The sequence below is a fragment of the Polaromonas sp. P1_G1 genome (assembly GCF_056405595.1).
The window spans coordinates 33,733-49,114 of sequence record NZ_JBFUBU010000011.1; the positions used below are offsets into that span (position 1 = coordinate 33,733).

Below are 15,382 nucleotides of genomic sequence, written 5' to 3' on the forward strand. Positions count from 1 at the left end.
GCTGTGCAACTTATTTCTATTGAACTATCTTCGGATGCCAAAACAGCGACCTATCGCTTCTTAATCAATCATGTACTTATGACTTATCAGGTCGAGTTGCTGGACAGCGGGGGCATCCGACGGATGATATGTCCTGCAGAACTTGAGGCTTTAATGCTCGATGCTTTAACGCGTAGGGCCGACGCAGTAAAAGTACTTTCGAGTATCACTTGGGAGATGGTTGACGGCCATGAGGTGAATTTGCCAATCACCTTCTGATTGTTCGTGACGGATAACTGGACAGCCAATGACTGGACTGGCTCACTTGTTAAGTCAAATTAACTATGAAAATCAAAGAGATATTTTTTGATGTGCACGATTTTTTGCACACTGAGCGGGTGCGAGAAATCACAATCGTTTGCAATGGAGACCTGATCAAAATCTCTGAAGCGCAGGTCGGAGATACAGACCTCTGGATTGTGTTGTCGGATGGAGTCCGCGCTTTCCTGAAAGAGAATCATCACGATGCGTACAGCATGTTTTTTGGTGTTCTGCTAACCGCACTGCATAAACACAACTCCGCCATGCCAATACGCGGAATTTGTATGGGGGATGTACTGCATGCGCTTGAGCACTCGACCATTCATGGGTTGGCAGATGCGATTGCGTCGGGTACTTATACACCCACAAGGGCCTGACGCGCACCGCAGGCAACTTGGACAAAGACAAGGCGGGCACCATCACCATCACCGCCGCCAGCGTCGGGAAGATTATGAATAACCTCAGGATTAGGCGTCGTCGAATCAACTACCTCCTTCCTTCGGAAAGCGTTGAAATTCTGAAATGGATGGTAGGTAAACCCATCAACAAGTTCATGCTTGGGACGAGGTATTTGTCAAAGGAAATTCTGTTTGAAGAAAGGGGGATAACTGACTTCTCGGACTTGATCTACAAGTCACAGGGAGGTCCTTTCTTGATTTCCTGCGAACAGGGTAAAACCATCATTCTTTATGAAGATGACTTCTTGGGGTCTATTGTGCTGAGAGAGCTTCGTCTTGATGTTGACGATGGTCGATTTTTTGATGCTCTTGAATTTGAAGACAAAGTTGGTGTGCGTGGTTGCGCTCGGCACGCAATTGACTTGTCTGCTGGCTGTGAACTTGTCGGCAAGGTGATCGACAAAATTTCTATCTACAAATTGCCCGTCAACTTTATTTACGAAACACATGCCTACGATCTTCTGAATGAATGCGTTCTTTGCTTTAATGCGCGTGATGTCGGTGAGGTTTTGTTTGTCTGTGAGATCGGCGAGTCGTCAGATATCAGAGTTGCCGCATGGGACAGGCTAGACAAGGACGTTGCAAGCCAGTTGACGTGCATCTGGTCATCATCTGACCAACATTCCGGCGCTCCGGTCCAAAACTGAAACTGACATACGGCGAGGACCAAGCTTCAGCGAAGTTCATCATCGCGACAATCTCGTGTAGTAGTGCTTAAATAAAGATGTCTGCCTCTCTCATGACTTTCAAAGGGAAATCCTTTTGGATACACAACGCTGTCGCCGAAGTGTGGTTTTCCTCTTTTGTTCGCACTGCCGGTGGCGCAACTGCAACTTCGGAGTGGCTACAACTCATGCTGGATGAAATCCGACCGGCACTTGAACATAGTTGGGTGGATGGCATAGTCATGCGTGTGTTTGACGACCATATTAATTCGCCTCATCGCATGGAAGAGTTTCTTCCTTTATTGTTGTCATCAAATGCTGAGCTCCTAAAGGTGGCTAAGGTGCGGCGGAAAGTTGGCGTTGATAAATTTGATGCGGTGAGGGAATTTTTAATTCCAGAGGTTCAAATGATTGAAACGATGTTTCGACAGCCAGACGAGCTGTCAGAACCCTGGAAAATATTTACCGTTCCCGATGGATGGCGTATCGCCTGATAAGAAAACACTGACGGCTACGCGCGGCCTCTCGCTTAATGCAACAAAAAGTCAGCAGACCAACTTCGCAAAGCCGGCCTACCATCGCGCCGGCACCACCCCCTCTTTCTATTCCTCCATAGGCCACAGGCGGGCCCTAAGCGGGTTGGCTCCTCTTTTTGTAGTAGGCCACCCAGCACTCTGCCCACCTGACAAACGTCACAAACTGTTCAAGTCGGGCCGCACACTCGAAAGGCAGTATCAATCACCTTGTCAAAGCCATTAGCGAGGCGTATCTTGCAGTGCAAACACGCACCGCAGGGAGACAACGGTGATGAAGATGCTGAGCTTTCATGCCAGGTCGATTCGGGCCCACCTGTTCTGGACCTACGCCGCGCTTGTCACGGTCCTGGTGGTGGCGTTGATGGCGCTGGCGGAGCTGGCGGCCAGCCGCATCGTGCTCGACGGTGCGCAGCGCGAACTGGAGCAACTGGGCCGGCGCACGCAGGAGCAGCTGCTGCGTTTCCAGGAGCCGGCGCGCGCCTGGCTGGAGGCGACGTCTAACGACCCGCATGCGGGGCTGGAAGGCGACAACGACATTTCGGTGCTGCGCATGCAGATGTCGATGCAGCAGCGTTATCCACAGATCGGCTCGCTGGTGTTCGGCTACCCGGACGGCAGTTTCCAGCAGAGCATGGTGTTGCGCACCGCGCGTGACCGGGCCTGGGCCAAGTCGCTGCCTGAGGCGCGTTTCGCGCTGCAGACCATCCGGGTGGACGAGAAGCAGAAGCGGGTCGAGCAATGGGTGTTCTACGACCAGCAGATGACGGCGATCGCGAGCGAGCGGCGGCTGTGGGGCGAGCGCTACGACCCGCGCGAGCGGCCCTGGTACCAGGGGGCGAGCGACCTGAACCTGGGCACTTTCCAGGCGACCGATCCTTTTGTGCTGAAGGTGCCGGAGGAGTTCGGCATGGCGCTGTCGCGACCGTTGAGCGGCCCCAGGGGCGGCGTCGCGGCGGCGATGTTCACGGTCGGGGGCTTGTCGGATTTTTTGCGGGCACGGGGTGAAGAAAGCCGGGCGGAGCTGATTTTGTTCGACGCGCAGGGCCGTGTCTGGGGATGGTCGCAGGCCGACAGGCTGCGCCGCCTGCTGGGCTCGGGCACGCCGGTGAGCCTGTCGGCCCTGAGTGATCCGTTGTACGGCTCGCTGCACAAGCTGGTGGAGCAGGGGGCGCCGCAGGACACGCCCATCCATTCGGTCGAAGGCGCGGGGGGCCTGCGTTTCGCGGCGGTGGTGATGCCGATGGAGGGCGTGTTCAGCCACAAGGCCTATGTGGCGCTGGTGTCGGACCAGAACATCTTGCTGGCGCAGGTGCGGCGCATGCGCTGGATGCTGCTGGGGGTGGGCGTGGCCGGGCTGCTGCTACTGCTACCCATGCTGTTCTGGATGGCGAACCGGCTGGCGAGGCCCTTGATGAACCTGGTGCGTTCGGCCAAACACATCCGGGAGTTCGAGTTCGACAGCGACATCCCGCAGGACAGTGACATTTCTGAAGTGCGCCGCCTGCAGGAGTCGCTGGCGCTGGCGCGCATCGCGCTGCAGGGTTTCTCGCGCTACGTGCCGCGGCCGCTGGTGAAGCATTTCATCGCCAACCGCCTGACGCCGCAGGCGGGGGTGGAGCAGCGCGAGCTGGCGGTGTTGTGCGCGGCGCTGGATGAACATCACGCGACGGCGGTGACCTGGTCGCCGCATGCCGAACATTATTTGCAGATCTTCGCGGTGGAGGTGGCGCAGGGCAAGGGCATGATGGACCGCTATGAAAGCTGCACGGCGGTGGCGCTGTGGAACACGCCGCTGAATGTTTCCAACCCGGCGGGCTATGCGTGCGAGGCGGCTTTGCGTGCGGTGGATGCCATGCAGGCGCTGGCCGAGGGACTGAATGCGGCCGTGAAGCCGCCGTGCTTCGGCCTGGATTTCGGCAATGCCACGGTGGGCAACTTCGGCACCTGGGACCACCTCACTTTCACGGCGGTGGGCGCGCCGCTGGACAACGCGCGGGCGCTGGCGCGGCAGGCTAACGCGCTGGGCCTGAGCGTCGCGGCCAGCCGCTCGGTGGCGCTGGCGGCGGCGCGCCACTTCCGGTTCCGGCTGGCGGCGACGGTGCCGCTGGGCCCGCGCGGTGAGCTGCAGGAAGTGTATGAACTGGTGGAGCGGGTGGTGCACGAACCGGATACCAAACCGGGCCGGCTGGGTGTTGCGGCGGAGGCTGCCTAAGCCCGCCGCGCGTCTTGTTCTTCAGGCTGAAAGAGAGGTCTCCCATGAACGGCGGATCATCGATGTCGACGCGCAGGCACTGGCTGCGCCGGGGCGCGGGCCTGGCCGCCTCGCTTGGGGTTGTGGGCATTGGGGGCATGGCGCGCGCGCAGGCGGGCAGGCCTTTCACCCTGTCTTACGGCTGGGTGCCCTGGGCGGCGGGCAACTCACCGGTTACGCAGTACATGATAGGCAAGCGGTTGATTGAAAAACACGCGGCGGAGTTCGGCTACGACCTGACGGTGGATTACCGCAGCTACCCGGCGGCCGCGCCCCAGGTGGAGGCCCTGGCCGCGGGCCAGCTCGACATGGCGATGTGGGGCAACACGCCGACGATACGCGCCATCGTGGCGCAGCATCCTTTCAGCCTGGTGTCGGTAGCGGAGGGGCGGCTGCGCTTTTTGCTGTGCACACGCAAGGATTCGCCCATCCGCAATGTGCAGGACCTCAAGGGCAAGACGGTGGGCACGCTGATGGGTGCTGACCCGTACAACGCCTTCACGCAGATTCTGCGTTATGAGCTGGGCAACCCGGACCCGGCCGCCCACGGCATTCGCATGGTGCACATATCGACGCTGCCCGAGGCGGCGCAGGTGCCGGCGGGGATGGATGCCACGCTGGCCGTCTACCCGGCCTTTTTGAAGGCTCAGGCGACGGGCACGGTGGCGATCATGAATTCCTACGGTTATACGGAGTCGCATTACGACGGGCCGGAAGGCAAGGGTGCTGGCATCCTGCTGCCTTCGGTGAAGAACTCGCCTTTTTATCCGGACGGCTACTACCTGCACCGATCATTTCGCATCGTGCACAACAGCCTGCTGGAAAAACACCCGAACCTCGTGCTGGCTTTTTTGCTGGCGCAGCAGGAGGCGGTGGGCGTGCTCAGCGAGTCGGAGCCGGCGGCTGTGTCACAGCTGGTGAAGTCCTACTGGGGACTGTCCCCGGCGGACGGCGCCAAGGTGGTCCGGGACGAGGTGGTGTTTCGCCGCGGCTGGGCCTGGTCGACCGAAGGCGATGCGCTGTCTTTGCTGGCGACGTCCAAGATGATTGCGGGCGCGAAGATCATCGCGGAGCCGCTGAGCTGGGCGCAGGTCAAGGGCGTGTTTGTCAAGACCGCGCCGCTGGTCAAGCAGGCCTATGACAGGCTGGGCGCGAAACCCGTGCTTGCGGAATTCCAGAGCGCCAAGGTCGGCGACCTGCGGGGCCTGCCCTCGTGGGAACTGGGGCGCTGGAAAGACAGGGTCTAGCACCCATCTGTTGCCTGTTCACAGGCGAAAAAAAGCCCCTGCAGAAGAGGTCACTGCAGGGGCTTGAACTGCCTGATAGCAGCCTTGTCTGGGATGAGAACAAGGAACGCCAGAGCGTCCCGGCCATTGTAAAAATCAGGCCGGTACCGGCAAGCCGGTAATGTGTTTCTGCGGACAATTGTTGTTGATCAGCGGGCGATTCCTGCGGGCTGCGGCAAAGCGTAAATGTTCGGCCTTTCCAGCAAGCTTTGCCCGTGCGTAGACAAAGTCGGCTTTACATACTGGCGTTCTCGCAGACACTGCGGCGACGTTGCCCGGTGATGCCGCTCACATCCTGTGAGCCCGCACCCGGCCTCGGCGAAGCAGAGGACCCCATATGAGTGCCAGAGATTCTTTTGAATTCAATGCCTTGCACAGAGGAATTGGTGTTCGCGTGCTGTTGGTGGATTTCCACGAACTCGTCGTCGAGGACTTTCGAAGCCGTTTGAAAATGCTGTCCGCCTCGAGGCTGATTACGCGTGTGGACAGCACGGCGCTGATGGGCGCGCCATGGGTGCTTGAGACCTTCCGGCATCGCGCGGTGTTTGTATGCCTGCGGGAACGGCACACGCACGGCGAACGCGGCAAGGCCATGGAGAACTTCCTGGCGCAACTGGCCGCCTTCCCTGCCACCCTGGTGATACCGGTCATCAGCCAGCGGACTGTGCTTGACCATTTCCGCCACCATCTTTCCCGCGTCAGCCCGATGTACCTTGGCACTTCTTTTCTGCAGGAAGACCTGCTGCATGTTCTGGGTGCATGTGCTTTCCCTAGGACCGTCGACCGGCGCGAGACTTCCCTGCCGCAAGCCAGCGAGGAGCCGGGCTTCGCCAGGCGCGCCATCGAAATCTGAGGCCGCTGCGGGGCCACCCGGCGGTTCTTGACTCAACCCCAGCGCAAAAAGGGCGGCTTGGCAAGATGCTTAATACCCTATAAAGTCGATTTAAATATCTCATTAATATATTTATATATTGAGAATTTAAATCCTTTGTTTTAGGAATTGCTGCTCCAACCTCTCCGTTATGAGGCTTTTGTCTGGCTCGCCACTGCTTTCCAAGGGCCGCTGCTGGAGCTGGTACCCCCGTCACTTCAGATGGCTGAAGACGTAAGCTCATCTGATTGAACCTTCACAGGCCTGCAACATGAAAAACATGAAACGAATCAAGGTAATTGACTCCCACACCGGCGGCGAACCGACCCGGCTGGTGGTGGATGGCTTTCCCGACCTGGGCGCCGGCGGCATGGCCGAGCGGCGCGAACTGCTGGCGCAGCAATACGACGACTGGCGCGCCGCCACCGTGCTGGAGCCGCGCGGCAGCGACGTGGTGGTGGGAGCCTTGTTATGCAAGCCGGTGGATCCGGCCAGCGCCGCCGGCGTGATCTTCTTCAACAACACCGGTTATCTGGGCATGTGCGGCCACGGCACCATAGGGCTGGTGGCCTCGCTGGCCTACCTGGGCCGCATAGCGCCCGGTGCGCACCGAATCGAAACGCCGGTCGGCACGGTCACGGCCACGCTGCATGAGGACGGCTCGGTGAGCGTGCGCAACGTGCCCGCCTGGCGGCACCTGCACCAGGTAGCCGTCGATGTGCCGGGCCACGGCGCGGTGCGCGGCGATGTGGCCTGGGGTGGCAACTGGTTTTTCCTCGTGAGCGAACACGGCCAGCGCGTGGCCAGCGACAAGCTGGAGGCCCTGACCGCCTACAGCGTGTCGCTGCGCGAAGCGCTCGCCGCACAGGGCATCACCGGCGCGGGCGGCGCGGAGATCGACCACATCGAGCTGTTCGCGGACGACGATGAGGGCGCCGACAGCCGCAACTTCGTGCTGTGCCCCGGCAAGGCCTACGACCGTTCGCCCTGTGGCACCGGCACCAGCGCGAAGATCGCCTGCCTGGCGGCCGACGGCAAGCTCGCGCCCGGTGAGGTCTGGCGCCAGGCCAGCATCATCGGCAGCCGCTTCGAGGCCAGCTATTCCCTGGAGGACGGCAAAGTCATCCCGACTTTGCGTGGACGCGCCCACATGAGCGCCGAAGCGACCTTGCTGATCGAGGACGGCGATCCTTTCGCCTGGGGCATACGCCTGTGAATGCCGATTGCGCCTTCGCCTTCACCACCTGCGGCACCTTGTGCCTGGCCGTCGGCCACGAAGGCCCGGGTGTCACCACGGCCCCGGCCACGGATCGCCTGCTGGCGGCGCAACTGACTGGCGCAACCTTGCCCTTCGATGCCGCGCCCTATGGCGTGCAGCGCTTTCTGGCGGCTGCATGAATGCCGCGGCGGGTGTTCCTGAGACAGCCTGCAGCATACGGCCCCATCTTCGCGATACCTGCCATCCCCGCAAGAGGCGCGGCCTGGCCTGTTCACCGCCAACGATCAGGCGCAAGCCCGTTGATCGCGGGACGTCAATTTTCAAAAACCCACGGAGATTGCCTTCCTGCGGACAATGTTGCGCCCAATTGTTTTTGAGCGGCCTATGCTTGATTGCTCACCTCCCGGTGATCGCCATCGATGCGACGGCGACGATTCAGATGCTCCAGTTCAACGGCACGACTGCGACGAATGGCGACATCGGCTCGATCAATGGGGTCACCCTGACCTTTGCGCCAGGCGAAACCAGCAAGGTTGTCGCCGGAAACCTGGCCGCGGACAGCCTCGTCGAAGGCGACGAAACGGTGAGCGTGCAGCTGACCAGCCCCAGCACGGGCACCATTTCCCCGACCGGCGCCGTTGCGAACGCCACCCTGATGGACGCCCAGACGGCTTCGTGGAGCGTGACCAGCAACGGCGACGCGGCCGAGGACTCGGGTTTCCTCACTTATACGGTCACGCGGTCCGGCAACAACATCTCGTCGGCCGCGACAATCCAGTTCGCGACCATGGGCGGCACTGCGGCGGCGGGCAGCGACTACACGGCGGTGAACCAGACCCTGAGCTTTGCCGCCGGCGAGCTGAGCAAGACGGTGACCGTGGCGATTGCCGGCGATGCGCTGTTAGAGGCCGGCGAGACGGTCAATGTGCTGATCAGCAACGCCTCCAGTGGCTTTGTCAGCAAGGGCACGGCCAGCGCCACCATCGTGGACGGCGACCAGTCGAGCTGGAGCGTGGTGGGCAACGCCGGCACTGACGAAGGCGCGAGTGCGTTGACCTACACCGTGTCCCGGACCAACCCCACGGGCGTGGCCACGATCGTGTTCACCACCGGCGGCGGCACGGCCACGGCCGGCACCGACTACACGGCCGCCAGCCAGACCCTCACCTTTGCCGCCGGCGAGGCAAGCAAGACCGTTGCAGTCGCGGTCAGCGAGGACGCGGCGGTGGAAGGCAATGAGACCGTGCTGGCTATGATCGGCAATGCCAGCAGCGGGGTCGTCGCCAACGGCGTCGCAAGCGCCACCATCCTGGACAACGACGCCTCGGTCTGGAGCCTGTCAGCAATCGACACGGCCGGTGAAAGGGGCAGCCAGGCCATCACGTACGTGATCTCGCGAACCGGAGCCCTGGGCGCCGCCGTCGTCAGGCTGACAGGTGAAGGCGGAACGGCCGACAGCACCGACATCATCGCCTTCGACGTTTTCTACACGTTCGCGGCGGGGGAGGCCGTCAAGACCATCAGCCGCAACATCGTGGACGATGCGGTGCCAGAGCTGCATGAAACCAGCAGTATGTATCTCGCCCTCAACTCGGGCACAGGCAACCTCGGAGGCAGTCCGGAAGTCACCACCACCATCACGGATGATGACCAGATGGGCTGGAGTGTGGCCGGCGGCGGTGATGCGAGCGAGGGCGCGGGGGTGATCACCTATACGGTCACGCGGACAGGGCCGCTGGGCACCGCGGCAACGGTGCAGTTCACCACCGGCGGCGGCACAGCCACCCCTGGCGGCGACTACACGGCCGGCAGCCAGACGCTGAGCTTCGCGGCCGGCGAGAGCGTCAAGGTCGTGACGGTCGCGCTCAACAATGATGCGGCGCCCGAAGCCAATGAGACGGTGGGCGTGTTCCTCAGCAATGCCAGCGCGGGCGCCATCGTCCAGGCCACGGCGAGCGCCACCATCCTGGACAACGACCAGCCGGTGTGGAGCGTGGCAAGCGTCGGGGCCGYGGGCGAGGGTGCGGGCGTGTTGGCCTACCTGGTGACGAGGACGGGAGACAGCAGCGCCACCGCTACGATCCAGTTCGCGACCGCGGGCGGCACGGCCGCGGCGGGCAGCGACTACACGGCCGCCAACCAGACCCTGGCCTTCGCCGCCGGCGAGACGGCCAAGGTCGTGACGGTGGCGATCAGCGGCGACACGGCGGTCGAAGCCAATGAGACGGTGCTGGGTGTCATCAGCAACGCCAGCACGGGCACCCTGGCGACGGCCACGGCCGGAGCCACCATCCTGGACGACGACCAGTCGCTGTGGAGCATCGCCACCACCGGCATCGATCGCAGCGAAAACGGCTTCGCCGTGATTTACACGGTGACAAGAACGGGAAACAGCAGCACCGCGGCGACGCTCCTCGGTTTCACGGCAGGGGGGACCGCAACGGGCGGCAGTGATTTCACCAATTCCGCGGGTAGCATCACGTTCGCGGCAGGCGAGACCACGCAGATCGTCCGGGTGAACCTGATAAACGACGCCTTGACTGAAGGCGACGAGACCCTCGTCGCAAGCATCGCCAATGCCAGCACAGGCACCATTGTCACGGCGACGGCCAGCGTCACCCTCCTGGACGATGATTTGTCGGTGTGGAAGGTCACCAGCGGCGGCGATGCCGGCGAAAGCGCTGGTGTGCTGACCTTCACGGTGAGCCGGTCCGGGCCTTACAGCACGGCGCAGACCATTCAGTTCGCGACCGTGGGCGGTACGGCCGTGGCAGGCGCCGATTACACGGCGGCCTACCAGACCTTGAGCTTTGCGGCCGGCGAGAACAGCAAAACCGTGACAATCGCCATCGGCGGCGACAGCCTGGCCGAAGGCAATGAAACCGTGGTGGCTTCCATCAGCGGCGCCAGCAACGGCGTCATCGGCACGGCCAGCGCCACCGGCACGATCCTGGACGACGACCAGTCCTTGTGGAGCGTGGCCGCATCCGCCGCCAACGAGGCCAGCGGTTTTGCCGCCTTTACCGTCACACGCACGGGATCCGGTGCGCAGGCCACGGTGGTGTTCAGCACCGCGGGTGGCGGCACGGCCGCGGCTGGAGCCGATTACAGCGCCATCCTGCAGACCTTGAGCTTTGCCGCGGGCGAGATGAGCAAGACGGTGCTGGTGCCCGTGACTGACGACGCCTTGGCCGAAACGGGAGAAACCATCACCGGCCTGATCTCCGATGCCAGCATCGGTGACATCGTCGCCGCCACGTCGTCCAGCACCCTGGCGTCGAACGATGGCACGCGCTCCGTATTCAGCATTGCGGCCACCCTGGACGTCGTGAAGGAAAACGATACGTATGCCGGTTTCACCATCACCCGTAGCGGCGACCTGAGCACCTCGCAAACCGTGCAGTACTACGATGCCGGCGGCACCGCCACCAGTGCGGTCGAATACGGTGGGATCAGCGCCACGACCGTGACCTTCGCCGTGGGCGAGACCACCAAGACATTCACCACCAACCTGGCCGGCGATGCCCTGGTCGAGGGTAACGAGACCATCGTCATGGGGTTGCGCAATGCCTCGGCGGGCACCATCGCCACCCCCACTGCCACGGTGACGCTGACGGATCTGCAGACAACGGTGGCCACCAGCTACGGTATCAGCCAGACCAGCGACAACGTCTTCGAGAACACCGGCATGGCAGCCTACACCATCACCCGCAGCGGCGACATCACCGCGGCGACGACGAGCTACTTCCGCACCAATGGCGGCACGGCCACAGGCGGCGTGGACTACACCGATGTAGCGTCGCAGACCCTGAGCTGGGGCGCGGGCGAGAAGACCAAAGTGGTGTTCGTGGTGCTGATGGACGATGCGTCGGCTGAATCCACCGAAACGCTGGTCGGCCAGATCGCCACCGACAGCGGCTTCACAGCCGGGCTGGCCACGGCGAGCATCAACCTGCTGGACAACGACACCGCGCCGGCCCCCTATGCCTACGCGGTCACGGCCGCCGGCGCGCCCCACGAGGCGGACGGGTTGATGGCTTTCACCGTCACCCGAAGCGGTGACCTCGCCGCTGCCAGCACCAGCTACTTCCGCACCAACGGCGGCACGGCCACAGGCGGCGGGACCGACTACACGGACGTGAGCATCCAGACCCTGGACTGGGCTGCGGGCCAGGTCACCAAGGTGGTCACGGTGGCCCTGGCCCAGGACGCGCTGGCTGAAACCAATGAAACCATCGTGGGCGAGAGCGCCACCGACAGCGGTTTCAGCGCCGGCACATCGTCGGCGACCGGTACGCTGATCGACGACGACCTTCAAACGATGGCGGCAGGCGTAGCCGACACCCTGGTCACCGGCACGGCCAGCGGCAGCTACCTGGGTGGATTGATCCTGGACACCGGCGACATGAACGATCTGGTGACCATCGGCACGGCCTCCAACGTCAACAGCGTCATCAACCTGGGGGCCGGCAACGACACCCTGAACTCCGGCACGACACAAGCCAACTTCTTCGTCGCCGGCGCGCAATACCTTGGCGGCGCGGGCGTGGATACCCTGGCGCTGGATACCACAACGGCATTCAACTTCAGGGGTGCGGCCAGTCCCGGCAATTTCGTCAAAGGCTTTGAGATCGTCAGCATGGCGGCCGCCGGCAACCAGACGCTGAACCTGAGCCTGGGCGACGTGCTGGAGTTCACCAGCGGCAACTCGGTGGCGGATACCCTGCGCATCACGGGCACGGCAGGCGACGTCTTGAACCTGGGCGCCTTGGGCAAAACACTGACCACGCAGTCCGCGGGCACGAACAACCTGACCGACGTGGACGGAACGGTTTACAGCGTCGTGGCTTCAGCGGCCGGTAATGCATCGGCCAACGACGTGGCGATCGGTGGCCAGACCTATGACGTATACCGGTACCAGCATGATGGACACACCATCAATCTGCTGATCAATGTCTTGCTGACCACCAGTGTGGTTTGAGCCGGCTGTGCGCAACAGTTCGCTTCCCAGCACGGTGAATTGACATGAACCAAGCCTCTATTTCTTCCATGACGCCCGAGGCGGCGATGCGCGCCGCAAATCTAGCCTATGCCAATCAGCGCTGGGCCGACTGCGAACGCCTGGTGCAACAGGTGCTGGAGGTGAAGCCGGAGTCGGTGCAAGCCTGGCGGCTGGTGGGTGCGCTGGCTTTTCGCGGCGGCCGGCCGGCGCAGGCCCTGGCGGCGTTCGAAAAGGTCCTGGCGCTGGCAAAGGCGTCCGGCGGCGAAGGTGATGCGGACGACTGGTTCAACCTGGGCTCGGCGCTCGACCAGCCGCAACAGCCCGCCCTGGCGGCCCGCGCCGAAGAGGCGTACCGCAAGGCCCTGGTACTGGGGCCGGCGGATAAGGAAGCCGTGCTGCGCCAGCTGGCCGGCATGCTGCGCGCGCAGTACCGCTTTGACGAGGCGCGTAGGCTGTGGCAGCCCGAGCTTGACGTCGCGCTGGCCACCGGCGACCGCGCGGCCCAGGCGCGGGCCTATACCGCGCTGGGCGTGGTGGCGCTGGAAGCGTCGCGCTGGCCCGCGGCCAGGCCCCTGGTGGAGGCCGCCTGCGAGGCGGACCCGGCATATGCCGAGTCGCAGTTCAGCCGCGCGCTGGGCCTGCTGGCCGGGGGTGACTTCGAGGCCGGCTGGCCGGCGCATGAATGGCGCTGGAAGGTTTCGCAAGCCCAGGGCTGCTGGCGCGACTACGGCACGGCCTGGACGGGCGACGCGCTGGGTGAGCGGATTTTGCTGGTCTGGGCCGAGCAGGGTTTGGGTGACGCGATGCAGTTCGCGCGCTTTTTGCCGCAGTTGCGGGCCGCGCATCCCGAGGCGGGTTTGCTGCTGGTCTGCCGCCGGGCCCTGCATCCGGTGCTGGCCGGCATGGCCGCGCGTGAGCGCATCACGCTGATGCCGGCGGAAGAAGCCTTGCCGGGCCGCGTGCAGGGCCACGACCTGCATGTGCCCTTGCTGAGCCTGCCGCTGCACCTAGGTTGCAGGATGGAAAACCTGCCGCCGCCTGCCTCGCTGGCCGCAAGCCAGGAGCGCGTCGACGTCTGGCATGAACGTATGACCCGCTTTTGTTATGCGCCCATGCCGCGTTCCATCAAGGGCGTGGCGCGGGGCCGCGCGGTACGGCAGCTGGGCCTGGTCTGGAGCGGCTCCAATGCGCAGGCCATGGCGCAACGCCGCAACATAGGCCTGGCCGACCTGGAGCCCTTGCTGTCGGTGCGCGGTGTGCAGTGGCACAGCTTGCAGCTGGGCCCGGCGGCGGCTGAAATCGCCACCTCGGCCTGGCAGGGCTGCATCGTCGACTGGAGCCACCACCTGGCGGATTTTGGCGACACGGCGGGCCTGATGAGTTGCCTTGACGGGGTGGTGAGTGTGGACACGGCCTGTGTGCACCTGGCGGCCAGCATGGGCCGCCCGACCTGGATGCTGTCGCGCTTTGACGCCTGCTGGCGATGGATGGCGCCGCGCGAGGACAGCCCCTGGTATCCGAGCCTGAAGATCTTCAACCAGGAGACCCCGGGCGAATGGTCACCGGTGGTCCGGGCCCTGGGCGCCCATTTGAGCGCGGTTGCTTGAAAGGGCCCGCGTGAGGGAGGCGAGCGAAGCCTTGGTGCAAAAAATCCCGGAGCGTGCGCTCGCTCGATGTACGGGCTTTTACGAGCACTGGGCAATGCCGCGCAAACCTTCAAGGCCGAACTGCTGCACGCCACGTTTCGCTGCGGCCTTCCCGTTTCAAAGCGCGGCTGGGCTTGATCCGAAAAGTGAAGGAGAACTTCCATGTACAAAATCGATGGTGAAGACCGCTGGATTCTTTTTGTCATTGGCGTTGCATCCGTGGCCTTGCTGGCCTGCAAGTTTTCCGGCTATTTCCGGCTGAGCCGGGATGTGGCGGGGGTGGTGTTCTCCTGGATAGCCGTGCTGGCGGTGCTCACCCGTCTTTGCTCGACCCTGAAAGGCGACTTCCCGCGACTGCGGCCGAGGAAAATCTGGCCCGTCCTGTTGGCGCTGCTCTGGATGTGCTGGTGGCCGGCCCTGGACTTCTGGGCGGGCCAAAGCATGGTGCCATCGCCTGGCCATGCGCCGGTAATACCTTGGTGGGCGACCGGATATACCAAGTGGGGAGGGCTGGCGGGCATTGTGACCTTCGGCTATCTGGCCAGGAAAACACTGGTCCGCCTTTGATGCATCCCGTGGTGTTCGAGGGGCCGACGTGGCTGTTGGGCCGCGGCCTATTTTTTGAAAAACATTTCGTCGAACCTTCTTTTGTGCAGGGTTCGCTGTTCCTGCTGCCAGCGCAGGCGGAATTTTTCCGCCTGGATTTCAAACTCGGCCGCGCGCAGTCGGTGTGACCTGGCGAGGCTGTTCAGCTTGATGTAGCAGGCCTGCCAGTAGGTGGCTTGCCCGGCTTCGGATTTGCATTGTCTCTTCATGAGCCGCCAGCCGACGATGGCGATGACCGCGTACAGCGCGAGCGGCAGATAAATCGACAATCCATTTCCTGCGTTGATGGCTTCCATGTTATTCGCCCCATGATGTTTTCCCCGGCGTCGCGGCTGTCCTGCGGCGACGGGGTTTGACTTCCGCCTGCTTGTGTATCGAACTCCACGTGGATCGCGACAATGCCCGGGTCCACACGGTCTGGAGACTGGGCAAGGGGCTTGTGGCGCTGCGGGTTGTGCCCTGAATGTCGCGCGTACAGCCCTGGTTTTCTGTAGCTTTGATGATCTCGCAATGTCGCCAGAAAGACATTGTTTGCTCATGCT

12 protein-coding genes and 1 pseudogene are annotated in these 15,382 nt (G+C 62.8%); 12 read left to right on the forward strand and 1 reads right to left on the reverse strand.

Annotated elements, in window-relative coordinates:
- Nucleotides 1–3 precede the first annotated feature (3 nt).
- The 12 genes and pseudogenes from AC1D1Y_RS07075 to AC1D1Y_RS07130 all read left to right on the forward strand — a co-directional run bounded on the left by AC1D1Y_RS07075 (nt 4) and on the right by AC1D1Y_RS07130 (nt 14,801).
- Entirely contained in the window at nt 4–258 is a 255-nt protein-coding gene (locus AC1D1Y_RS07075; protein WP_477681715.1) for a hypothetical protein, read from the forward strand.
- 65 nt (nt 259–323) lie between these two features.
- The gene (locus AC1D1Y_RS07080; RefSeq protein WP_477681716.1) at nt 324–677 is read left to right on the forward strand and encodes a hypothetical protein; all 354 of its coding nucleotides are present in this window, start codon (nt 324–326) and stop codon (nt 675–677) included.
- Between the two features lie 17 nt (nt 678–694).
- Nucleotides 695–1,405: a hypothetical protein gene (locus tag AC1D1Y_RS07085; RefSeq protein ID WP_477681717.1), complete on the forward strand. Its 711-nt coding sequence runs from the start codon at nt 695–697 to the stop codon at nt 1,403–1,405.
- Nucleotides 1,406–1,482: 77 nt separating this feature from the next.
- Nucleotides 1,483–1,917 (forward strand): hypothetical protein, encoded by a 435-nt coding sequence (locus AC1D1Y_RS07090; protein WP_477681718.1) that lies wholly within the window; start codon nt 1,483–1,485, stop codon nt 1,915–1,917.
- 310 nt (nt 1,918–2,227) lie between these two features.
- Complete coding sequence (locus AC1D1Y_RS07095) at nt 2,228–4,171, forward strand: hypothetical protein (protein ID WP_477681719.1); 1,944 nt, start codon at nt 2,228–2,230, stop codon at nt 4,169–4,171.
- A 44-nt stretch (nt 4,172–4,215) separates the two neighbouring features.
- Complete coding sequence (locus AC1D1Y_RS07100) at nt 4,216–5,457, forward strand: ABC transporter substrate-binding protein (RefSeq protein WP_477681720.1); 1,242 nt, start codon at nt 4,216–4,218, stop codon at nt 5,455–5,457.
- Nucleotides 5,458–5,833: 376 nt separating this feature from the next.
- Complete coding sequence (locus AC1D1Y_RS07105; protein WP_477681721.1) at nt 5,834–6,349, forward strand: hypothetical protein; 516 nt, start codon at nt 5,834–5,836, stop codon at nt 6,347–6,349.
- Between the two features lie 298 nt (nt 6,350–6,647).
- Nucleotides 6,648–7,583, forward strand: coding sequence for a 4-hydroxyproline epimerase (locus AC1D1Y_RS07110; protein WP_477681843.1), 936 nt, complete (start codon nt 6,648–6,650; stop codon nt 7,581–7,583).
- A 38-nt stretch (nt 7,584–7,621) separates the two neighbouring features.
- A pseudogene (locus AC1D1Y_RS07115) lies at nt 7,622–7,765 on the forward strand (D-amino-acid oxidase); the annotation flags it as partial.
- 209 nt (nt 7,766–7,974) lie between these two features.
- Entirely contained in the window at nt 7,975–12,567 is a 4,593-nt protein-coding gene (locus AC1D1Y_RS07120; protein WP_477681722.1) for a beta strand repeat-containing protein, read from the forward strand.
- A 44-nt stretch (nt 12,568–12,611) separates the two neighbouring features.
- Nucleotides 12,612–14,195: a tetratricopeptide repeat protein gene (locus AC1D1Y_RS07125; RefSeq protein ID WP_477681723.1), complete on the forward strand. Its 1,584-nt coding sequence runs from the start codon at nt 12,612–12,614 to the stop codon at nt 14,193–14,195.
- A 201-nt stretch (nt 14,196–14,396) separates the two neighbouring features.
- Nucleotides 14,397–14,801: a hypothetical protein gene (locus AC1D1Y_RS07130; protein WP_477681724.1), complete on the forward strand. Its 405-nt coding sequence runs from the start codon at nt 14,397–14,399 to the stop codon at nt 14,799–14,801.
- Between the two features lie 47 nt (nt 14,802–14,848).
- Here the strand turns inward: AC1D1Y_RS07130 and AC1D1Y_RS07135 are convergent, their stop codons facing one another.
- On the reverse strand, nt 14,849–15,136 hold the full coding sequence (locus tag AC1D1Y_RS07135; RefSeq protein WP_477652352.1) for a hypothetical protein: 288 nt from the start codon (nt 15,134–15,136) through the stop codon (nt 14,849–14,851).
- Nucleotides 15,137–15,382: the final 246 nt, after the last annotated feature.